The organism is Nitratireductor sp. PBL-C9, assembly GCF_050877045.1.
Taxonomy (GTDB): Bacteria; Pseudomonadota; Alphaproteobacteria; order Rhizobiales; family Rhizobiaceae; genus Nitratireductor; species Nitratireductor aquimarinus.
In genome coordinates this window covers 1-21,807 of sequence record NZ_JBPAXW010000002.1, presented here as the reverse complement: position 1 = coordinate 21,807, position 21,807 = coordinate 1, and the positions used below count along the sequence as shown (strand labels likewise).

Below are 21,807 nucleotides of genomic sequence, written 5' to 3'. Positions count from 1 at the left end.
TCTTTACTCCGCCGGAACGAAGGCGCGGGGACCGAACGCGGCCTCCGGCTCATCATCGGGTTCGGGGCCCTTCCGGATGGCGCGCAGCATGAGCGTCATCTCGACAATGAAGAGCACGGTGTAGATTGCCGAGAAGCCGATGATCGTCATCAGCACCGTCGAAGCGCCAAGGTTCGACACGGCGGCGGCGGTGGGCAGGATGCCCTCGATGATCCACGGCTGACGGCCAAACTCCGCGACGATCCAGCCGCATTCGGCAGCGATCCACGGCAGCGGGATCGCGATCACCGCAAGGCGCAGCAGGAACGGATAGCGATCCAGCCTGTGACGTGCGGACAGGTAGAAGAACACGCCCATCAGCGCGATGAAGGAGAAGCCGAGCCCGACCATGATGCGGAAGGTCCAGAACAGCGTCGGCACGTTTGGAACCGTGTCATTCGCCGCCTGTGCGATCTGTGCATCCGTGGCCTCGCGCGGATCGTCCACATAGGGCTTCAGGAGCAGCGCATAGCCGAGGTTCCCGCCATTCTCCTCAAACGCCTCGCGGGCTTCATCCGGGATGGCGGCCGTGCTGCCTGCCGCGCGAATGTCCTGCAGCGCGTCATAGGCGATGATGCCCTGTCTGATGCGCTCCTCGGCATGCTCCACCAGTTCCACGATGCCGGGGATCTCGGTGGTGAGCGAGCGTGTCGCGATGATGCCCATCACCCATGGAATGTGAACGGCGTAATGCGTCTTGCGGGCCTCCTGATCGGGGAAGCCGAAAGCGGTGAAGGATGCCGGTGCGGGCTCCGTCTCCCACATGGCCTCAATGGCCGCGAGCTTCATCTTCTGATGCTCGCCTTCGAGATAGCCGCTCTCATCGCCCAGAACCACGACCGACAGCGCGGAGGCGAGACCGAACGAGGCCGCAACCGTCATCGAGCGCTTGGCCAGATCCCTGTGCCGGTCCTTGAGCAGGTACCAGGCGGACACGCCGAGCACAAAAACGGAAGCCGTGACATAGCCGGCGGAGACCGTGTGAACGAATTTCGCCTGCGCCACCGGGTTGGTGAGTACCGCGAAGAAGTCGGTTACTTCCATGCGCATGGTCTGCGGGTTGAAGGCAGAGCCGACCGGGTTCTGCATCCAGCCATTGGCGATGAGGATCCACAGCGCCGAGAAGTTTGAGCCGATAGCCACCGCCCAGGTGGCGGCCAGGTGCCCGAGCCTTGAAAGCTTGTCCCAACCGAAGAAGAACAACCCGACAAAGGTCGCTTCCAGGAAGAAGGCCATCAGGCCCTCAATGGCAAGCGGCGCGCCGAAGATGTCGCCCACATAGTGGCTGTAATAGCTCCAGTTCATGCCGAACTGGAATTCCATCACGATACCGGTGGCGACGCCCAGCACGAAGTTGATGCCGAAAAGCGTGCCCCAGAACTTTGTCATCTGCCGCCATATGGTGCGGCCGGTCATCACGTAGACCGTCTCCATGATGGCGATCAGCACCGACAGCCCAAGCGTCAGCGGGACGAACAGAAAGTGATAGAGCGCGGTAATCGCAAACTGCAACCGCGAGAGATCAACGATGTTCAGTTCCATTGTTTCATCCGGCTTTCCGGCTCCTTTGGTCTTCGGGGGAAGCGCTCAATCCGGTCTCAGACCGTCGAGCAGACTTTCATAGTCGGCCGTGCCACGCCGCACATCGGCGACGATCCGGCCATTGTTCATGTGAAGGATGCGATCCGCCCCTTCTGCTTCGCGCCGTATATGCGTCGATACCATCAGGGTCTTGCCCGAGGCATAATTGGCGACCCGCGCGATCACGTCGTTTGCTGTCTCACGATCAAGCCCTTCTGTCGGCTCATCAAGGAGCCAGACCGGCGCATCGCGCAGCACCAGCCGCGCCATGGCAAGCCGGCGCGCCTGACCGGAAGAGAAGCCCGCACCGCCTTCACCAAGCCACGTGTCGAGCCCGGCAGGCAGGTTCGCTAGGTGACGTGAAAGACCCGCAGCCCCCAGCGCCGCCAGCATGGCGTCGTCATCCGCAACCGGATTGGCGAGCGCGAGATTGCCGCGCAGCGTGTCGTGAAAGAGTTCCGTGCGCTGGGTGAACAGCGTGGCCGGCAGGCTGGCCACATCGCCCTGATCGGCTGCCAGCTCGCCGGCGATCACCGAAAGAAGGGAGGACTTGCCTGCCCCGCTCTGCCCCACCAGCGCGATGCGCTCGCCACGGTCGATGCGCAGCGATACATCCGCAAGCGCAACCTCCGCAGCGCCCGGATGGCGTGCGGTCACGCCTTCCAGACGAATGGCAATGCCGGCATCCTGCGGGATTTTATTTTCCGGCGCATTTTCTTCGCCATTGAGGCGCGGGCCGACACGGCGCACGGCCATCAGCGTTCGGCCAAGTTCCACTGCGCCACGCCGCAGGGCCGCGAAGGGCTCGGTTGCCGTCAGCGCGACCAGAAGCGCCAGCGCTGCGACCGGCGCGCCGATCTGGCCGGCCTCGGCCAGCGTCGCGACGACGAGAAGGACTGCCGCCAGCAAGACGGCCCCGGCCACGCCGAGCGCGACACTGACGCCGGTTTCCGTGCGGTTCATGGCGTCGTCGGCATCGGCAAGCCGTGCATCCGCTTCGGCAATGGACATGCTCTGGGCGTCGAGGCGGCCTGCCATGACAAGCTCGCCCTGACCGCGCACGAGATCAATGCTGCGCGCGCGCAAAACCTCAAGTGCATGGGCCCGCCGGCGCGCCGGGCGTTCCGCGTGACGCGCGGCAAAAGCCGGCACACCAAGCCCGACCGCCAGAAGAAACAGCGCCACGCCGAGGCCGAGGCGAACATCGATGAAGCCGAGCGCAAGCCCCGCGACAAGCGCAGCGCCGGCGGCGGAAAACAGCGGCACCATCACCCTGAGATAGAGCGAGTCCAGTGCGTCGATATCGATGGTCAGCCGGAACAGCAGACGCGCGGGACGCGCCATCATGGCGCGGGCGGCACCCGCAACGGCCCAGCCGCGAAACAGTCTCTCGCGCAGTTCGGCAAGCACTTCCAGCGTCGCGTCATGGGTGACGATCCGCTCGCCATAGCGCGATGCGGTGCGTGCGAGTGCGAGAAAGCGAATGCCGGCGGAGGGCGCAAAAACGTCAAAGGCGAGCGCAGTCGCCACGGAAAGCCCGGCAATGGCCGTGGCGGCGATAAACCAGCCCGACAGACCGAGAAGCGCGATGCCGCACAGAACCGTGGCGAGCGACAGCAGCGCGCCGGCGAGAAGCTTGTTGCGGTTGCCCGCCCAGAAAAGCGCGGCCACCGCGCGAAGATTGCGGCTGCGGGTCATAACGCGCCTCCTGCAGTCTGCGGCGTCTGCAGCGTGATCACGCGATCCATGCGGCTCGCCAGCACCGGATCGTGCGTGGCGACCACCAGCGTCTTGCCCGCGCTGATGCGCAGAAGGCTGTCGGCAATCTCTTGCGCCGTTTCCCGGTCGAGATGCGCTGTCGGTTCGTCGGCGAGCACGAGGCCGGTCTCGGGCGTTGCCGCCGCGCGCGCCAGCGCGAGCCGCAGCGCCTCACCGCCCGACAGGCCGAAACCGCCTTCGCCGATCATGGCCGGACCACGCGCAGCGGCAAGCCGCGACAGGCTGACCGCCTCAAGCGCATGGGAAACCTGCTTCGGTCCCACGCCTTCGCGGCCCAGTGCGACATTGCTGGAGATCGTGCCGGGGAAAATGTGCGGATCCTGCCCGATCCAGGCGATTGCCCTACGCAGATCTGCCGCACCGGCATCGTCCAGTGTGCGTCCATCGATGCGGATCGTCCCGCCATCTGGCGCAACCAGGCCCGCAATAAGGGCAAGGAGCGTCGACTTTCCCTCGCCGCTTGGAGCCATCAGCGCGACCCGTTCGCCGGGCTGGATATGGAGATCGAAACCGGAGAAGACCGGCGCGCCTTCGGCCGTGTGACTGAAGCGCAGATCCTCGACCGAAAGCGAGAGCGCACCCGGCTGCCCCTCCCGCAAAGATGTCGGCGTGGCGGATGCGCCCACCAGATGCCGGCCCGACTGCGCCAGTTTTTCCAGCGCCTCGAACGCGGCCTGCCCGGACGCCCGGTCATGCCAGACAGCGGAGAGATCGCGCAGCGGCTCGAAGAAGGACGGGGCCAGAAGCAGGATGAAGAGCCCTTCGGCCAGGGTCAGCTTGCCGCCCCATGCGCCGAAATTCAGTTCGCCCAGCAGGTGGAACCCCACATAGACGGCGACCATCGCCACACCGAGCGCGGCAAAGAGTTCCAGCACTGCAGACGACAGGAAGGCAATGCGCAGCACCGCCATGGTGCGGCGGCGCAGATCTTCGGCGCTGGCGCGCAGCCGGTTGGCGGTGCGGTCCACGGCGTCGAAACTGCGGATGGTGGTCAGGCCGCGCAGCCGGTCCATCAGGAACGCGTTCATGCTGCCCATTTCGGCAAGCTGTTCCTCGCTCGCCTGCTTGGCGCGCCAGCCGACCAGCGCCATGAAGATGGGAATAAGCGGAGCGGCAAGCAGAAGCACCAGCCCGGCCACCCAGGAGTAAACGAACACGCAGGCGAGAATGGCAAGCGGCACGATTGCCGCCTTCTGACGCGCCGGGCGAAAACGCGCCACATAGGGAACGATGGCTTCCGCCTGCTCCGCAAGCGTGCTGGCGGCCAGTCCCGACGAGGGCCGCGTCGTATCGAGCGGCGAGGTTTCGCAAAGCGCCGCCACCGCCTGAACGCGCAATGCGCTCAGCTGGCTGCGCGCCTGCCGGAAGGCCAGACGACTGCCAGCGCCATCGGCCACTGACCGGGCCACACCGAGAACAAGAATGCCAAGGGCGGGAAGCCACGCCGCCGATGCGCCCTCACCCGCCGCAATGCCGCCAACCGCCATGGCCAGAAGCGCCGCCTGCGGGAGCCACAGGAGAGAAGCCGTCACCTGCAGAAGAACCGCCGCGCGGCTGACACCCTTTTCTGCCTGCGCGGCGTCGCCTTGCCGTCCTGCCGGATGCGCGCGCGAAACCGCGCGACCGGCTGCGGGCGCGGAGCGCTCTTCAAGGGCCGCGTCAACACTCGTCATGACGTCTTCGATCCCTTGCGCTTGCGGCCGAGCGAAACAATCCGGTCCTTGGTGTCGATCAGTTTCGTCACTTTGGAGCCGAGGTTCAGCAATGTCGCAAGCTGCTCCGTCTCGAGATGTTTCACATCGTCATACCATTTCGTCAGTTGCTCAATGAGCGTCTGCATTTCCGCCAGCTTGGCCTGTGCATGACGCTCTTCCTCGCTGCCCGGCGACTGCATCAAAAGCTCGCGCAGCACCGAAAGCGTGGGGTCGACTTCGCGCTTCTTGCGCTCCTCGGCGAGGGTGCGCAGAATCTGCCAGACATCGTCCGGCGTCGTGAAGTAATCGCGCCGGTCTCCTGGAATATGTTTCAGAAGAACGAGATTCCAAGCCTGTAGCTCGCGCAGACTCATCGAGACATTCGAGCGCGAAATGGAAAGCGCTTCGACAATGTCATCCGCGCAGAGCGGCTTCGATGAAGCATAGAGCAGTGCATAGATCTGCCCGACCGTGCGGTTGATGCCCCAGCGGCTGCCCATTTCTCCAAAGTGCAGCACGAAGGACTGCAAAAGTGGCGGGAGGTTCATGATGAACACACCTGACATTGATTTCAGTAATTTCTGAAATTTGTGTAGAACCCTGCCGTTCCGAACGCAAGCCTGCCGCACACGGTGCGCCGTTATGCAGCAGGGGCTGCGCGCCCATTGCCGTCACGCTTTCATAGCGCGCCGACATGTCGGCTGGACGTCAGCTTTTGACCGGAAAGGAAAACTCAGCGCTCTATGCGCGTCGGCACCCTGAACCGCGCCACGAGACGCAGGCCTAGAACGGACATGACGAAGAGCATCCAGACCGGGTCTGTGCGGCGGAAGAAGAAGCTCTCCAGAAACGCGTTGAACAGGCTGAACGTCACGATCATCATGAAGAGATCGGCGAGAAAGATGTTCTCGCGATAGGGCGGGGTGCGCGCAAAGTCGCGCAACGGCACGAAGAGAAAGGTGATGATGGCGGTGCAGAGCGCCAGAAGCCCCATGCCAAGCGCCATGTCGACATAGCCATTGTGCCCGTGAACCGTGCCGCGAATGTCCCACGACCGATCAAATGGATGGTCGGAGGAAAACACGGTCTGCGTGAGCCAGAAGTTCTCGAAGCCGTAGCCGAACAATGGCTTCTTCGCGATCATGTCTCCGGCATAATCCCAGATGGGCGTGCGGCCGGTATAGGTGAGATCCGGCGCGAGCGTTGCCGCAAGATCCTTCACCGGCCCGATATAGACAATGCCGAGCGTGGCCACGGCAAGCGTTGCCACCGCCGCGATCACCAGAACCGGCACCAGCGAGCGCAGCCCGAAGAGACCGGGCAGCGCCACCAGCATACCGGCCAGCGGCACCGTGGCCGTGGTGGTCTTGGAGCCGGTGTGGAAGACGAAGATCATCGCCAGAACGGCAATCGCCCCGCCAGACCAGCGCCAGCCGCGCCGCCACAGATAGAGCCCGGCGAAGGAGAGGCCGGCCATGACCGGACCGGCAATGTTCTTGTGCGTGAAGACGCCGCGCCACAGGCCCGCATGCTGCGCTTCGACATCATAGGCCTGGTGAACCGCGACATCGCGCAGGGCGACGACCCCGAAATAGGAAAGCCCGAGGATCACGAAACCGGCGAAGACAAGCACGCGCGAAAATGCATCCGCATCGCGCGGCAGCGTCAGAATGGCCGCCACGGTCAGGATGCCGATGAGGGAGAACGCCACGGTGCGCATCGTGTCGGTGGGCACCGGCGTGTTGAGCGTGGCAATGGCGAGGAAGCCAAGCAGAAGAAGCCACCACGGGCTCAGGAGCGCCACCAGCACCCGCCGGTCAACGAGCATCAGCAGCGAGGCCAGCGCCACCGCGCCAAGCCCGCCAAAGCCAAGCTGATTGACGATGTCGCCGCCGCTGCCGCTCAGCTGCGGCCCGGATGGCTGGAACGGGCGGAAGGAAATCATCAGAATGGTGAGGAGCACCGCCGCAATGACCGTGGAGGGCTGCCCCGTCGCAACCATCCGCGTGATGAAGGAGGGCTTCTTCCGGCTGGCCTCCGCGCGGTGCGCGCCTGCACTGTAATCATCCGCCCCGTAGGGCCCTGAATATGTGCTGCTCATGGCCTACCCGCGCCCGCTGCCGCGCGACCCCTGGGAGGTCACGGCTGCCAATCGGGAAAGTTCGGGGTTGCTCGCCATACCGGGATCAGAACCTGTTGCGCTTGCCCCATAAAGCGCGACGCCGCTTAAGGCTGCGTTAATTATGATCCACGCCGTTTGCGCCTATGGGAGGCGCGGCGGATGGCATCACCCACACCGTGCCCGTTTCGGGATGCCGCCCTATTGTCGCGTCGATCCGGTAGACCCGCTTCAGAAGCGCCGGTGTGAGCACCGCGTCCGGCGTGCCCGCTGCAACCAGCCTGCCATGATCCAGAACGCACAGCCGGTCGCAGAACATGGCCGCCAGATTGAGATCGTGCAGCGCGGCAACCACAGTGGTGCCCAGCCCGCGCATGAAACGCAGGAGCTGGAGCTGGTGGTGAATGTCGAGATGGTTCGTCGGCTCATCAAGAACGAGAAGCCGTGGCTGCTGCACCAGCGCACGCGCGACGAGCACGCGCTGCCGCTCGCCGCCCGACAGCGTGCGGAACGCGCGCTCCTGCATCGCCGTCAGCCCCAAGAGTTCGAGCCCCGCCGCGATCAGCGCGTGATCATGCGCCGTGTCTGCCTCCAGAAGCCGCTTGTGTGCGGAGCGCCCCATGGCCACCACATCGCGCACGGTCAGCGGAAATTCCGCCGGCATGTCCTGCAGCACCGCGCCCACATTGCGCGCCACCCACTCGGTCGGCTGCCGCCAGGCATCCTCGCCATCGACGAAAACCGAGCCGGACGACGGCCGGTTGATGCGATAGATTGTGCGCAGAAGGCTCGATTTTCCGGCGCCGTTCGGCCCCAGAAGACCGACCATCTCGCCCTTGCCCACGCTGATCGACACATCATCGACCAGCACCCTGTCGCCCGCGCGAAACGTGACCGAGCGCAGGTCGAGCGTTCCCGGTTCCATGCTCATCGCGCACCGCCAAGCGCGCGCGCATCGCGCCGCAGCAGCCAGATGAAGAACGGCCCGCCCACCAGCGCGGTGACGATGCCCACCGGCAGCTCCAGCGGCGCGATGACCGTGCGCGCCACGAGGTCCGCGCCAATGGTGAAGCTCGCCCCCAGAAGCGCCACCGCCGGCAATGCGCGGCGATGATCCGCGCCGACAAGGAAACGCACGATGTGCGGCATGATGAGCCCGACAAAGCCGATCACACCGGACACCGCCACGGTGATGCCGGTGAGCGCTGCCGCCAGCACGAACATGCTCTGGCGAAAGCGCTGCACATTGAGGCCGAGCGCCACAGCGCTTTCGTCTCCGGCCATCAGCAGGTTCAGCCGGCGCGCCTGCACCAGCATCACGCCAAGCCCGAGCGCAAGGGCGGCAAGCGGTATGGGAATGAGCTTCCATTGCGCCGTACCGAAACCGCCCAGCGTCCAGAACAGGACGCGGGAAGCAAGCTGCGGGTCCGGCGATGTCAGCACGATCAGGCTCGTCAGCGCGCTCAGAATGGCGCTCATCGCCACGCCCGCGAGCACAAGCCGTGTCGGGGTCATCTGGCCGCCGGTGCGCGCCACCCAGAACACGACAAACAGCGTGACGAGCCCGCCCAGAAAGGCCGAAATATGCAGCGTGAACGCGCCAAATCCCAGAAGCCCCCAGCGCATCACCACCACAGCACCGGTGGCCGCACCGGACGAAACGCCCAGAATGCCCGGCCCCGCCAGTGGGTTGCGAACGATGGACTGGATCGTCATGCCCGTCACGCCAAGGCTCGCCCCGACAAGAGCCGCAAGGAAGACGCGCGGCATGCGCGTCTGAACGACGATGGTTTCGTAAGCCGTGCGCCAGTCCGGTTCGACAAGCCCGTCGCCGAACACGAGATTGGCGAGAATGGCGAGCGCCGTGCCGCCGGGGATATGCACCGAGCCAAGCATCAGCCCGGCAAGAGAAACGCCGAGAAGCAGCGCAACCATGAAGACGATGACCAGCGCATAGCCGGTAACGCCACGCCGCGACGCCCCACCCTCAAGACCATGCTGCACGGCCCCGCCCCGCGCGGGCGGCGCGGACTGGAGAATGGCGATCAGCGCTTCATGGCTGTTCGCCTTTTCCTCTCTGGAGGCCGGTGCATGCATCGTTAGAAACCGTATCTAAGCCGGCTACTTTTCGATCCGGTCGGGATGGAATGCCCGTGCGAGCTTTTCCACCGCATCGATGGAGCTCGGCCCCGGCTGTCCCCAGACGGAATCGATGGTGACGAATTTCTCGCCCGCAATGCCGGGCACATTCTCCACCGTCGGGTTGGCCTTCAGGATCTCGATGCGCGCCTGGCCCAGTTCGCCGGCCGGATCGCCAACCACCTGGCCACCGGCCGTGCCTGAATAATAGACAACGATGTATTCAGGCGCGCGTTCGGCGATCTGCTCCCAGGAGACCTGGCCATAGCGGTTTGCCACATCGCCAAAGATGTTCGCCCCGCCGGCCCGCTCAACCACATGCGAAAGCATGGTGTTTCCGAGCACGGCGCGCGGTGCGGATTCGCCGCCATTGAAGATGAACACCGGCATGGCCTCAACGCCATCGAGCTTTGCTTCCACCTCGGAAAGGCGCTCCTCGATGTCGGCGATCAAAGCCTCGCCGCGCTCGCGCACGCCGAAGATTGCCGACATGGAGCGGATTTCCGCATAAAGCTCGTCGAAACCGAACTTGCCGAGATTGCAGCCCTCGGTGTTGAGGCGGGTTTTCATGCCCAGATCGTGAAGCTGATCGCGCGTGTGGCGGCTTTCGCTGAACCCGTCCGGATAACCGGCATAGACGAAATCGGCCTCCGCCTCGATGAGCTGTTCGGTAGTGGCGACCAGCGGTGAAAGCACGGGAACCGTGTTGTACGCCGCCTCGTATTGGGGGCTGATTTTGAGGTTCGCCATATAGGAGGTCCCGGCCATGCGGTCTTCCAGACCGAGCGCCAGCATCATCTCCGTGGCGTTGTTGCTCAGCGTCACCGCCCGCGCCGGCGGCGCTTCATAGGTGGTGGTGTAGCCGCAATTCTCATCCGTATAGGGAAAGTCCGCCTCATCGGCAAAGGCGGGCGCAGACACCAGAACGAAACCTGCGACCGCAAGCCCGCGCAGACCGATTAATCGCGACATCAATTCACTCCTTCTATGGCCGGCATGCCGCCGGCGCTTTCAACTGGGGATGGGGGTTGTTCTGGCTGGCCGAGCGCTGGCATGACCTCCGCTGCAAACAGTTCCATGCCGGCGAGCGCCACATCGTTGGCGATCAGGCCGTTGGCGCTGAACAGGCAGCGAATGCTGTTCGCGCCGGTCTCCGCCGAGAGCGCGCGCAATTGTGCAAGGCAATCCTCGGGCGTTCCCGCGATGGTGAAATCCGCCAGCATGGCGGCGCGATCACGCAGCGCAGGCGGCTGCATTCCACGCTCCAGCGCCCGTGCCGCGCGCCGTGCATTGAGCTTTTCCAGAAGCGCATCGACCCGCTCCATGGCCTCCGCCCGGGTCGGCGCGATCATCACGTAACGCGACAGCGATGAAGCAACGAGCGGCGCGCGCGATCCACCATGGCGATCAAGTGCTGCATGAAACACGGGCAATTGCCGCGCTTCATTGGGTTCGAGGCTCAGGAGAAGCGGAAAACCGTTCCTGGCGGCGATGTCGACCGTCTCTTCCGAGACGCCGGCGACATAGATCGGCGGATGCGGCTTTTGCACCGGCGGCGGCCCGACGGAGACGTTGGAAAAACGCCACGGCCCGCCATCCGCCGAACAATGTGGTTTCGTCCAGGCGTCGATCATGATCCTCAGCGCTTCGGCAAACCGCCTTGATGCGTCATCGCGCGAAATCTCGAGCGCGGTGAATGTGCCGGGCTCGGTGCCGCGCCCGATCCCCACATCCACGCGCCCGCCGCTCTGAAAATCGAGCTGCGCGATCTGCTCGGCAAGCAGCAGCGGATGATAGAGCGGCAAAACGAGGATCGACGTGCCGAACCGCAGCCTCTCCGTCCGCGCCAGAACCTCCGCGCCAAGCAGAAGCGTGGACGGATAGGGCAGCGTTTCGCGACCGAAATGAAATTCGTTGAACCAGACGCCGCCGAAACCAAGCGCGTCCGCCCGTTCGACAAGACGCATCAGCGCCCGGTGGTCGCCAAGCGCGCCTTCACGGGCAAAGCCTGCCAGATCAACGCGCATGGCGCGACCCGCCCGAATGCGGCGCACCACATTGGAACAATCGGCTCAGTTCGGCCTGCGCCGAAGGAAATCGGGAAACGGATCGGAGACGTGACGTCCCGATAGACGGACTCATTGCCGGCAAAGCGCCTGCATGCATTCTGGGCCTCCTGCCGGCGCACCTCGTCCGGCGTTCATGGTCTATGCATGAGGCAGGTCTCCTGACTCGCGGCTCGAACGTTCGGTCCGCCTTCCCGGCTTTCGCCAGTGGCATTGGAAAGAACTTGCCGCTTACAGTTGCGAGGGCAGTCCCGGAATTGGTCTGTCTGGCAGACCGCACCGGGTTCCCTTTTCATCCGCGAAAGGCGGAACCGCATGCGGCGGCGACCCTATCCGCGAAGGAACCGCGACGCAACCGCGAATGGCGTTTGCGCGAAAGAACGGCTCCCACACAAAAAGACACCCGCCGGATAGGCGGGTGCAAGTTGGGAAACACAACAATGTTGTGGGGAGAAATTTCGAGGATCGGACCGAAAAGCGGAAACCGGTTTTCGGTCCGATCCTCTATCAAGTGTTTCGATCGTCCTTTGTGCATCCGAACGAACGCGCGGCGATCTAACGCCTCCAGCGCACGAAATAGCGCTCGAGCAGTGTCACGAAACCGAACACCGAGAGACCCATCAGGCTGAGCAGAAGGATCTGCGCGAAAACACGGCCAACGCGCAGCTGACTTGCCGCGACACGGACCAGCTCGCCCAGGCCCTCGCCGCCGCCCATATACTCGCCGACGACAACGCCGATCACGCTCCACACTGCCGCCAGCTTGAGACCGGCGAAGATGTAGGGCGTCGCATAGGGCATCTGCAGCTTGATGAGCGTCTGCCAGCGGTTCGCCTCAAGAGATTTGAACAGCATCGACATGTTGCTGTCGGTTGCCGCCAGGCCCGCCGCCGTGTTGATCGTCACGGGGAAGAACGAGATGAACGCGGCCATCATGATCTTCGACTCGATGCCGAAGCCGAACCACGCCACGAACAGCGGCGCGAAGGCCACCTTCGGCATCGTGTTGATCGCCACCACATAGGGCATGATAGCCTTGCGCCCCAGCGTGGTCGCGCCGATGATCATGCCGAGCGTGAGGCCGATGGCCGAAGCCAGCAGAAAGCCGAAGACAACCTCGACCAGCGTGATCCATGTGGCATGGGCCACATAACCGCCGGTGAACAGATTGTTGAGCGTGAAGATGAGGTCCTGCAGAACCTGATAGGGCCCCGGCAGAACCAGCTGCGAGATGCCGCTATAGGTGACGGCCATGTGCCACACCGTGACAACGGCCGCACCGAACAGCAGCACGAGCAGCCATTGCGGCGTGCGCTCGATCAGCGTCTTGCGTTCATTTTCGGCAAGCGCGATCAGCACCTCGGGATCGACAGTTTCCTTGTCAGTCATGGCTGGCCCCCTCTCCGCTTCCGAACAACAGGTCGTGAATTTCGCGGACATATTCGTTGAAGCGGTTGCCGGTAATCATGTCGGGCGTACGCGGACGCGGCAGATCAATGTCGATGCGCTTGACGATCCGGCCCGGTCGCGGTGACATCACGAAGACGGAATCCGCCAGGAAGATCGCTTCCTGGATAGAGTGCGTAACGATGATGGCCGTGGCCTCGCGCGAACGACAGATCCGCTCGAACTCCACATTCATCTGCTCGCGCGTAAATTCATCCAGCGCGCCGAACGGTTCGTCCAGGAGCAGGATTTCCGGCTGGGTCACCAGCATCCGGCAAATGGCCGCGCGCTGCGCCATGCCGCCGGAAAGCTCTGCCGGCACTGCATTGGCAAACTCGGCAAGTCCCGCCATCTCGAGAAGTTGCGTTGCGCGTTCGCGCGCAGCATTCGCGGCATTCCGCCCCTCGCGGATTTCGATGGGCAGCAGCACGTTTTCCATCACGCTGCGCCACGGCAGAAGCGTGGGCTGCTGGAACATGATGCCGATATGCTCATTCGGCCCGGTCAGAGCCTCGCCTCTGAGCGTGATTTCTCCGCCCGTCGGCGGGATCAGGCCGGCAATCATCTTCAGAACAGTCGACTTGCCACACCCACTCGCACCGACGAGAGAGGCCATTTGGCCCCTCTCCAGCTCAAACGACACATCCTTGGCGGCATGGATGATGTCGGCTTGGCCTGATCGTGCGCGGCGGTAATGCTTGTTTACATTATCAAGACGAAGGATCGCGTCCCCGTCCGACCGCACATCATGCATCACTTGGCCTCCAGGTTTTCGACGAACTCATTGGTGTAGACGACCGACAGATCCTCGATCGCTGCATCAAGTTCGCCCGTGTCGAGCAGGCTCTTGTGCCATGCATTCCAGCCGCTCTCCGGCAGGTAGCCGAGCGTGTTGCCGCCGATGGGCGCATACTGCTGGTTCACGGTCTCGAGAAGAGCACGCGCATATTCACGGCGTTCCACTTCCTGCGGATTGTAGGTCTCGCCGTCTTCGAGAACGCCTTCCGGGTTCTCCATGCCCCATTTGGTTGCCTTGTGGATCGCCTTAGCGAAGCCGGCCACCATCTCCGGGTTGTCACGGTAGATCTCACCGCGAACAGCCAGACCGTTGCCGAACAGGTCGAGGCCCTCGGGCGTGAGGTCGATCACATCGACGCCACGGTCCTTCAGAACCGCGATACCGGTGAAGGATGCTGCAAAAGCGTGGATCGTGTCACGATCGAACGCCGTCACGGCCATGCCTTCCTGACCGATGGTCACGAACTTGTATTCGTCCGGCTCGACACCAACGGATGCAAGCGCGCTGCGGGCGAACGAAACCTCGGCGCCGTCGGCGGTGGACACGCCGATCTGCGTGCCACGCAGGCCTTCTGCGCTTTCGATGCCGTCATTGCGGTCACCGGCAAGCACGAACAGGCCGCGCGAGAACAGGTTGTAGAAGAATTTTACGTCAGCGCCGCGCGCAACGGCGTTCAGCACCGGGCCCGGTCCAGGTGCGCCGAATTCAGCGCGGCCAGCTTCCATGGCCTGAAGAACGGCACCCGATCCGTCCAGGCTCTTGATCGTGACCTCGAGGCCTTCTTCCTCGAAGAAACCGCGCTGCTGCGCAACGATCATCGGATACCAGGCCATCGCGGAAGAGCCCGGCAGAACCACCGTGACCTGCTTCAGCTCCTGGGCCATGGCGACCCCGCCGGTGATTGCGAGCGCGGCAGCCGCCACGCCCATGTGGCGCATCCAGCGCGATGCCTTCTGTGCCATTGTCTTGCAGTCGTTAAACATTCGGTCCTCCCTGTTTTGCCTACGACCAGTCAGATGCCGGGAGCACGGCTCCACGGCACTCGCCAAAGCCAATTGCCCGGAAACCCTCCCGTTCGCATCGGCCTTCGAGTACGATTTCATCTCCGTCCTGCAGAAAGCTGCGGCTCTCTCCATTGCCCAGATCCAGCGGCTCCGCGCCGCGGCGCGTCAGCTCGAGCATGCAACCCTGCGACCCCGGCTTTTCGCCGGAGATCGTGCCGCTGGCGATCATGTCGCCCGGCATCATCGGGCAGCCATTGGTCATGTGGTGCGTGATCATCTGTCCGAAGGTCCAGTAGAGCCCCGCCGCATTGGCGCGCGTCACGGTGAGCGGTTGATCGCCGCGCTCCCGCATCGCCGCGCTCTCAAGACGCACCGTCAGATCGATGTTCAGAGCGCCGCCCTCGGCCTCGTCCTGATCGGCGAGATAGTCGAGCAGCGGCGGATCGTCCGCCAGCCTCTCGCGCGCCGCCACCCGGAAAGGAGCCAGCGCTTCCATCGTCACCACCCAGGGCGAGATGGTCGTTAAAAAGCTCTTGGAAAGGAACGGACCAAGCGGCTGGTATTCCCAGGCCTGAATGTCGCGCGCGCTCCAGTCATTGACGAGGCACACGCCAAACAGCCGTTCCCGCGCTTCCGGCAGACGGTGCACGCCGCTGTCGTTTCTGCCGCCGCCGATGAACGCGCCCAGTTCCAGCTCGTAATCGAGCATGCGGCTCGGCGCGAAAACGATGTCGCCACCCACCCGGATCTGGCCATTGGGACGACGCACCTCTGCACCCGACACACCAATGGAGGACGCGCGCCCGTGATAGCCAACCGGCAGGCTCTTGAAGTTCGGAAGCAGCGGATTGTCCGGCCGGAACAGCTTGCCGACATTGGTGGCGTGCTCGACCGAGCAGTAGAAATCCGTGTAGTCGCCGATCCGCGCCGGCATGCGCATCTGCAGGGTTTCAATCGGCAGAAGGAACCCCTCGATGCTCGACTGCATCTCGGAGCCGGCGCGCAGGGCGCGGTGCAGCCACAGGCGCAGCGCACGCCATTCCGCCGGCGAACGCGCCATCAGCGCATTCAGATCGTCCCGACACAAAATGCCGCGCGCATCCGCGCCGAAGATTTCATCGAGAAGCCCCGCTGCGGCGCAGGCCGACAGATTGAGCGCCTGGTCGCCAATGGCAACGACAATCACCGCTTCTGCATCATCCCCTGCCGTGGCGACGCCATAGGGCAGGTTTTGCAGGCCGAACGCCGAGGTCTCCAGATTGGCGCTGGGAACCCAGCTTTCCGCGTTGGGATCATGCGTTTCGTCGAGCGTCCAGATTGTCATTGATTGTTATGCCGATGATTGGTTACAAAGTTTGCATACAAAAAAGCATCCAAAAACGAATACGTCAAGGGATGCAAACAAAGGTTTGAATGGAGCACGCTTTATGGAATATTGGTTGTGCTTCGGCGGTTCGGGCTCCTCAGGTTGATCAGGGAGCGATTTGAGCCACATGAATATCCTCAGGGAGCAGCATCAAATGAATGGAGCCTGGGTCATCGAAGGGCCTTTGCCGCGCGAGCGCATGATGCCGTCCGGTCAGACCGCACCTTCTTGGCTGCGCAAGCTTGAGGAGCGCGTCATTGCCGGCGATGATTTCTGGCAGATCGCTGGCGCGCTGCGTCAGGGCGAGGCTCAGCAGGCGGATACCGAAAAGGGTGGCGCCCAGGCCGTCCCCTTTGTCGAGCTCGTCTATGAGATGCTTCGCATCGCCATCCGCACCGGCGCGCTGTCCACCGGCACACCGTTGATCGAAGCGGAGATCGGCGAAGCGCTCGCCGTCAGCCGCACCCCGGTGCGCGAGGCGATGCAGCGCCTTTCCGCCGACGGGCTCCTCTCGCGCCGCAAGCGCGGCTGGGAAGTCCGCAAGCTGGACCTCGTTCAGATTCGCGAATCCTATGAAGTGCGCATGGCGCTCGAAGGTTTCGCCACGGCGCAGGCCGCCATTCGCGCAAGCGATGAAGAGATCGCCTCAATCGTGGCTTCAACGCGGGCGCGGTCCGAACTCGGCTTCGAAGACATATCGGATCGCCTGACCTCGAACCGCGAACTGCACGGGCTGATCTTTGCCGCCTCGGGCAATGAACGCCTGGTCGATTCGATCAGGAAGAACATGCAGTATTACTTCGCACATCGTTTTGCACAGTTCGTCTCACGCGAAGAAGCCGCTCTCTTTCAGAAGCAGCACGAACTGATTGCCGATGCGATTGCCGCGCGCGACCCGCGCGAGGCGGAGCTGCTTGCCCGGCAGCACGTGAAGTCGACCTATCTCGCCTTCGAGAAGTTCTACAAACTGCTCTAGGATCAGGGCTCTAGCAACCGGAAGCCGCCTTCAGCCCCCGGCGAAATTCACACCGGTGGGCTGCGGGGCGAAGCGGACGAGCCGACTGTCCGTAACGCCGGCCTGACGATGCGGCAGCGCTTCATGGTAGGCCGGGTCGCGCATCATCTGCGCAAACGCGCCGACCGATGGATATTCGGCAATGAAGCAGATGTCCCACGCCTCTGCCTGCGGGCCGATCAGCATCAGCTCGAAACCGCCCCGCCAGACGATGCGCCCGCCCAGCCGTTCCAGAACGGGCGCGCTGATCCGGCTGTATTCCGCATAGGCGTCCCGACCGCTTGCCACCCGGCCATCCGGATAATCCGCCCGCTCACGCAGCTTGATGAGATTGAGCATCTGGACCGGCCCCGGCCGTGCATCCGCCCGAAACGCCTCCCAGATCTCCTTGGTGAAACCGGTGTAACGCGTCATCTGCTTCACCTTCCCTGATAGACGGGCGTACGCCGTTCGATCCATGCGTCGAGCCCTTCATGCACATCTGCCGTCGCGCACATGCGGGCAAACTGTTCGCGCTCGATCAGAAGCCCCTCTTCAATCGTCGTGTTTATGCCCCGCGTCACGGCCGAGATGATCCGGGCGGCCGCCAGTGGCGAATGCTGCAGGATGCGCTCCGCCAGCTCAAACGCCGCAGGAAGCAGATCTTCCGCAGGCACCACCCTGTTCACCAGCCCCAGCTCATGGGCGCGCTGCGGCCCGAACGTATCTCCCGTCAGAAGAAGTTCCAGCGCGCGCTTTCGCCCCGCCAGTCGCGACAGGCGCTGCGTGCCGCCAAATGTCGGCGGAATGCCGATATTGATCTCCGGTTTCGCGAAAATCGCCTGCTCGGAGGCAACCGCCAGATGCACCGCTTCGGTGATCTCGCAGCCGCCTCCGAAGGCGATGCCATTGACCGCCGCGATCACCGGCTTGGAAAACGCCTCGAAGCGCGCCGTCATCTGCTGGCCGCGACGACAGAAGGCGCGCACCGCTTCTTCTGCGCCCTGCCTTATGCTCTCGGCGAATTCATGAATGTCTCCGCCAGCCGAAAACGCCCGATCCCCCGCCCCTGTCACCACCACGGCGCCGATTGCCTCATCCGCCTCGATCTCATCGAGCAGGGACAGCAGCCGATCATTGGTCGCGTAATTCAGAGCGTTCAGTTTCGACGGGCGATTCAGCGTCAGAAGCGCGATACGCCCCTTCCTTTCGCAAAGCACGGTGTTCTGCATTTTCCTGCCTCTCCAGTTGAATTGACAGAAAGGTTAGGACCGGGCACGCTGCATGGAAACTCACTGGTTAGTATACATGGTTGCGGCATCCGATGAACACGAAACAGCAGAAGCCCAAACCGGCCCGCGAACGGGTCGTCGATGCAGCAAGCAAGCTGTTCTATCGGGAAGGGATTCGCGCCGTCAGCGTCGATGCCGTTGCAGAGGAAGCGGGCGTAACCAAGAAGACCTTCTACTATCATTTCAGAAGCAAGGATGACCTCGTCGCCGAGTATCTCAGTTCCCGCGACCAGCCAAATCTCGATCTGTTCGAAAGCTGGTTCAGGAGTGCTGAAGGCGATGTGGCGGACCGGGTTGAGGCGATTTTCACGGGCGTCGCCCGATCCGCGCGCCATCCCGCATGGCGCGGCTGCGGCTTCCTGCGCACCGCAGCCGAGCTGGCCAATCTGCCGGGACACCCAGCCATGGTGATCGGCGCGAGCCACAAGAAGAAATTCGAGAACTGGCTTTCAGGCGAACTCACCGAAAGCGGGATCGACAATCCTGCGGCGATCGCCCGCCAGATTGTGGTTCTGCTCGACGGCGTATTCTCAACGCTTCTGGTGCACCGCGACGCAGACTATGCGGAAGCCGCCGGACAGGCCGCCAGAACGCTGATCCATTCGTCATACCCGACACAGAGCACGGCAGCCTGACCGAGGCCTCCCCCGCACAACGGGCTTTGGAAAACCCATGCCTTCTGAACGTGTCAAAGCGCGGTGCCGGGCTGCCCCCGCTCGGCACATGCGCCGGCGACTGCCTCGAACGGCAGCAGGATCGATCCGAAACGGCTTGGAAACGCCCGCGCCGCCTCGAACATGGCGAGATCCCGCCAGGGTTCGGGAAAAGTGACCGCTTCTCCCGCCAGAAGGCGGCGCAGCAGACCGGCAATCTCGCCGACGCCGGCGCAGGTCTCTCCAGTGGCATGGCGCACGACGATGGCGGTAGACGCCATGCCGAGTGTGCAAGCGCGCGTGCGCCACCCAAGCGCGCCAATCGCATCGCCCCGCCACTGCACATCAAGCGTTACCGTGCTGCCGCAGGTGCGGCTCGTCCGGGTGATTGAGGCATCCGCCGGGACGAGCCGCCTGTCAGTGCGAACCCCGGCGGCCAGATCCCGCAGGCCGCGCTGATAGAGCGCGGCCAGGTCCGCATCGGCGCTCATTCGACGCTGTCATCCTTCATCTGCCGGCCGAGAACCGACAGAAAGGTCAGCGCAAAATAAAGCCCGCGCCGCACATCCTCATTGCCGGCCACGCGCAGCAGGCCGAGAAGGGATGGCACCTGGGCCTGTGCGGTCTGTGTCGCGGCATAGCGCGCGGCATTGCCGACGTTCCACGCAGCGCCCACGCTTTCCTCATAGGCCTTCATCAGTTTCTGCACCATCGCGTCGTCGAACATGTCGACGCCGTCGGATGCAAGCGATGCGAGATCGACCAGATTGTGAAGACGGCGGCCCTGCAGGAGCGGTGCAAGCTTCTCGAGAAGCTCCACGAGCCCGCGCTCGGTGGCTTCATCCATTGCGGCGAGCGCCTTCGGTGCTCCGGCAGCGGCTTCGGGCGTGTCCATGACTGTATCGTTCATTGTTTTCCTCCGGATGCCGTTGTCAGATGATGCCGCGCGCGACGGACCAGTAGATTCCGCGATTGAAGGCCTTGCGGAGCAGTCCCCCGACCTTGGTCGGCGGGGTGGGATGCACGTCCTCGTCATAGTCGTACCAGAGCGGCATGCCGGCCTCGAGGCCCATCTGCGCCACGGCCTGAACCTTGCCGTCATAGGCATCGACCGTGCGGCCAAGCCGGATGTCGCCGGCGATGTTGTTGGCGATCACCGGGCACTGGTTGTGACAGGAACCGCCGGCCTTGGAGATCGGCAGATCGACCGTGTCACCCATGATGTAGGCGTTGGGGTGGCCTTCGAGCTGCAGCGTCTGGCGGTCGGTGGGCAGCCAGCCCTCATTGTTCGGAGCCTGCGAAATGCCGCTTTCCAGAACCGCATCGACCGCGCGGATCGGCGGCGTACACATGAGAAGATCGAACGCCTCTTCACCGCCCTCTTCCGAGTGGGCGATCTTCTTGCCCGCGTCCACGGAGTCCAGCGTGAAGCCGCGCTGATACTTGATGCCCTTGGCTTCGAACACCGGCGGCAGCACCTCACACACCTCCTGCTGCAGGAACAGGCAGTTGCGCAGAAGCTGCGAAACGGTTGGATAGGTGTAGACGATTTCGCACTGCTCGCGCACGCCCTTGCGGCGCAGATATTCATCCACCATCAGCGTGGTTTCCATCGGCGCGATGCCGCACTGATGCGGCACATTCGGCGTCTTCGGGAAGTTGACGGTGATGAAGATGCGCCCCTTCTCGAAATTGCGCAGCTTCTCGGCAAGCTGGCGCGCGGGGCCGTACTGATAGAAATAGTCGCCGCCTTCCTTGAGGCCCGGAATGCGCTCGGGTGCGGGCAGGCAGCCCGTCGAAACGACGATGTAGTCGTAGCCAATCGTCTTTCCGCTCTGCGTCTTCACGGAGGAGCCCGCAAAGTCGAAATGCACCACCTTGTCCACCTCGAAGGTGATCTCGGGGCGCAGGAGCGTGCGCTGTTTGCGCCGTAACTCGCCCTCGAAGAACATGTCGAAAGCGACATACATGAAGGCTGGCTTGTAGTAGTGCCATGGGGAATCGGACAGGAGCGTGACCTTGATTTCTCCCCGCGCGATTTCGGGATACATCTTGGCGACGATGCTGTTGGCCGTCATCGTGCCACCGATGCCGCCTCCCACGATAAGTATATGTTTGGTCAACGCTAACCTCCCTGCTTTCACTTAGCTGGCGCAGATATCTTGATCCGTCATCTCAGAGGATTAGCATGCAGGAGAAAGGCAGCGCCGGCGGATGTTTCCAGAATGGAAAGGTTCGATATGGCGGGGGAAACGCGCATGCAGGAAACGGAAATCCGCCAGGTCGTTCAGGCCCAGATCATCGAATGTCTCAACCGTTTTTATGCGATTGAGACTGGTTTGTGGGGCGGTCCTTTGGATGCTTTGATTGTTCGTACGATCATCACGGGGAAGATTGAGGGTCGATTTTACGATCTATCTTCGCTTTCGATGACGTTGGGTCTTCCGCTTTCGACGACGCACCGGAAGATCCTTGAGCTTGAGGCTTCTGGATTTCTGGAGCGAGTGCGCAGCGGGCGTTCGACGCATCTTGTCCCGACGCGCCGGAGCTGCGTTGAGCTGGACAAGAGTTTCGAGGAGATGGTTTCGACGCTTCAGCGTCTTTACCGGGGTGGTCCGGGGCTTGGTGAGGACAGGCGCGGTTCAGCGTCCCGGGAGCGTCTCTGAGCGACGGGGCAACGCATGTCAGCTGTGCCCGTGCCTTTGGGTTTCTGGGAATCTGGTCGGTTTTCTGGAGCGTTAGAACGCAAAAAACCCCGCGGCGTGTGCAGCGGGGTTTGTTCGTTGATTTGGTTGCGGGGGCAGGATTTGAACCTGCGACCTTCAGGTTATGAGCC

General features: G+C 63.3%; 21 protein-coding genes and 1 riboswitch. Of the genes, 3 read left to right on the top strand and 18 right to left on the bottom strand.

The window, feature by feature from the left end; all coding sequences use genetic code 11:
* Positions 1–3: 3 nt before the first annotated feature.
* The 13 genes from ACRTG1_RS04035 to fahA all read right to left on the bottom strand — a co-directional run bounded on the left by ACRTG1_RS04035 (position 4) and on the right by fahA (position 15,990).
* Entirely contained in the window at positions 4–1,581 is a 1,578-nt protein-coding gene (locus tag ACRTG1_RS04035) for a cytochrome ubiquinol oxidase subunit I (RefSeq protein ID WP_206544355.1), read from the bottom strand.
* A gap of 45 nt (positions 1,582–1,626) precedes the next feature.
* On the bottom strand, positions 1,627–3,318 hold the full coding sequence (locus ACRTG1_RS04030) for an amino acid ABC transporter ATP-binding/permease protein (protein WP_432515780.1): 1,692 nt from the start codon (positions 3,316–3,318) through the stop codon (positions 1,627–1,629).
* The gene (cydD, locus tag ACRTG1_RS04025; protein ID WP_432515779.1) at positions 3,315–5,072 is read right to left on the bottom strand and encodes a thiol reductant ABC exporter subunit CydD; all 1,758 of its coding nucleotides are present in this window, start codon (positions 5,070–5,072) and stop codon (positions 3,315–3,317) included. Before cydD ends, ACRTG1_RS04030 begins: the two co-directional genes overlap by 4 nt.
* Positions 5,069–5,641: a GbsR/MarR family transcriptional regulator gene (locus ACRTG1_RS04020; RefSeq protein ID WP_206553408.1), complete on the bottom strand. Its 573-nt coding sequence runs from the start codon at positions 5,639–5,641 to the stop codon at positions 5,069–5,071. The genes cydD and ACRTG1_RS04020 overlap by 4 nt, the downstream gene beginning before the upstream one ends.
* 185 nt (positions 5,642–5,826) lie before the next feature.
* Positions 5,827–7,194, bottom strand: coding sequence for an O-antigen ligase family protein (locus ACRTG1_RS04015; RefSeq protein WP_224924673.1), 1,368 nt, complete (start codon positions 7,192–7,194; stop codon positions 5,827–5,829).
* A 136-nt stretch (positions 7,195–7,330) separates the two neighbouring features.
* Complete coding sequence (locus ACRTG1_RS04010) at positions 7,331–8,143, bottom strand: ABC transporter ATP-binding protein (protein WP_432515778.1); 813 nt, start codon at positions 8,141–8,143, stop codon at positions 7,331–7,333.
* Positions 8,140–9,309 (bottom strand): FecCD family ABC transporter permease, encoded by a 1,170-nt coding sequence (locus tag ACRTG1_RS04005; protein WP_432515777.1) that lies wholly within the window; start codon positions 9,307–9,309, stop codon positions 8,140–8,142. Before ACRTG1_RS04005 ends, ACRTG1_RS04010 begins: the two co-directional genes overlap by 4 nt.
* Positions 9,310–9,333: 24 nt before the next feature.
* Positions 9,334–10,323, bottom strand: coding sequence for an ABC transporter substrate-binding protein (locus ACRTG1_RS04000; protein WP_432515776.1), 990 nt, complete (start codon positions 10,321–10,323; stop codon positions 9,334–9,336).
* Entirely contained in the window at positions 10,323–11,378 is a 1,056-nt protein-coding gene (locus tag ACRTG1_RS03995) for an LLM class flavin-dependent oxidoreductase (protein WP_317090291.1), read from the bottom strand. The genes ACRTG1_RS04000 and ACRTG1_RS03995 overlap by 1 nt, the downstream gene beginning before the upstream one ends.
* 173 nt (positions 11,379–11,551) lie before the next feature.
* A riboswitch (cobalamin riboswitch) is annotated at positions 11,552–11,748 on the bottom strand.
* Positions 11,749–11,972: 224 nt separating this feature from the next.
* Entirely contained in the window at positions 11,973–12,806 is an 834-nt protein-coding gene (locus ACRTG1_RS03990) for an ABC transporter permease (protein ID WP_206548796.1), read from the bottom strand.
* Positions 12,799–13,617, bottom strand: coding sequence for an ABC transporter ATP-binding protein (locus ACRTG1_RS03985; RefSeq protein WP_206548797.1), 819 nt, complete (start codon positions 13,615–13,617; stop codon positions 12,799–12,801). Before ACRTG1_RS03985 ends, ACRTG1_RS03990 begins: the two co-directional genes overlap by 8 nt.
* Complete coding sequence (locus ACRTG1_RS03980) at positions 13,617–14,645, bottom strand: ABC transporter substrate-binding protein (RefSeq protein ID WP_206548798.1); 1,029 nt, start codon at positions 14,643–14,645, stop codon at positions 13,617–13,619. The genes ACRTG1_RS03985 and ACRTG1_RS03980 overlap by 1 nt, the downstream gene beginning before the upstream one ends.
* Positions 14,646–14,664: 19 nt before the next feature.
* Positions 14,665–15,990: a fumarylacetoacetase gene (fahA, locus tag ACRTG1_RS03975; protein ID WP_432515775.1), complete on the bottom strand. Its 1,326-nt coding sequence runs from the start codon at positions 15,988–15,990 to the stop codon at positions 14,665–14,667.
* 196 nt (positions 15,991–16,186) lie between these two features.
* Here fahA and ACRTG1_RS03970 point away from each other — a divergent pair, with 196 nt between their 5' ends.
* The gene (locus tag ACRTG1_RS03970) at positions 16,187–17,008 is read left to right on the top strand and encodes a GntR family transcriptional regulator (protein WP_206548800.1); all 822 of its coding nucleotides are present in this window, start codon (positions 16,187–16,189) and stop codon (positions 17,006–17,008) included.
* A 30-nt stretch (positions 17,009–17,038) separates the two neighbouring features.
* Here ACRTG1_RS03970 and ACRTG1_RS03965 read toward each other — a convergent pair whose 3' ends face one another.
* The gene (locus ACRTG1_RS03965) at positions 17,039–17,461 is read right to left on the bottom strand and encodes a DUF1330 domain-containing protein (RefSeq protein WP_432515774.1); all 423 of its coding nucleotides are present in this window, start codon (positions 17,459–17,461) and stop codon (positions 17,039–17,041) included.
* A 5-nt stretch (positions 17,462–17,466) separates the two neighbouring features.
* On the bottom strand, positions 17,467–18,258 hold the full coding sequence (locus ACRTG1_RS03960) for a crotonase/enoyl-CoA hydratase family protein (RefSeq protein WP_317090288.1): 792 nt from the start codon (positions 18,256–18,258) through the stop codon (positions 17,467–17,469).
* A 92-nt stretch (positions 18,259–18,350) separates the two neighbouring features.
* Here ACRTG1_RS03960 and ACRTG1_RS03955 point away from each other — a divergent pair, with 92 nt between their 5' ends.
* Positions 18,351–18,953: a TetR/AcrR family transcriptional regulator gene (locus tag ACRTG1_RS03955; RefSeq protein ID WP_432515773.1), complete on the top strand. Its 603-nt coding sequence runs from the start codon at positions 18,351–18,353 to the stop codon at positions 18,951–18,953.
* A 53-nt stretch (positions 18,954–19,006) separates the two neighbouring features.
* On the opposite strand, the gene ACRTG1_RS03950 is transcribed toward ACRTG1_RS03955, so the two are convergent.
* Genes ACRTG1_RS03950 through ACRTG1_RS03940 form a run of 3 tightly spaced genes read right to left on the bottom strand, consistent with a single transcriptional unit; the run spans position 19,007 to position 21,094 of the window.
* A complete protein-coding gene (locus tag ACRTG1_RS03950; protein WP_432515772.1) occupies positions 19,007–19,462 on the bottom strand; it encodes an iron-sulfur cluster assembly scaffold protein in 456 nt (151 codons plus the stop codon).
* On the bottom strand, positions 19,459–19,881 hold the full coding sequence (locus tag ACRTG1_RS03945; protein ID WP_299940962.1) for a DUF1641 domain-containing protein: 423 nt from the start codon (positions 19,879–19,881) through the stop codon (positions 19,459–19,461). Before ACRTG1_RS03945 ends, ACRTG1_RS03950 begins: the two co-directional genes overlap by 4 nt.
* A gap of 22 nt (positions 19,882–19,903) precedes the next feature.
* Entirely contained in the window at positions 19,904–21,094 is a 1,191-nt protein-coding gene (locus ACRTG1_RS03940) for an NAD(P)/FAD-dependent oxidoreductase (RefSeq protein WP_113153795.1), read from the bottom strand.
* A 102-nt stretch (positions 21,095–21,196) separates the two neighbouring features.
* Here ACRTG1_RS03940 and ACRTG1_RS03935 point away from each other — a divergent pair, with 102 nt between their 5' ends.
* A complete protein-coding gene (locus tag ACRTG1_RS03935) occupies positions 21,197–21,637 on the top strand; it encodes a hypothetical protein (RefSeq protein WP_204360857.1) in 441 nt (146 codons plus the stop codon).
* The last annotated feature ends 170 nt before the right edge of the window (positions 21,638–21,807 follow it).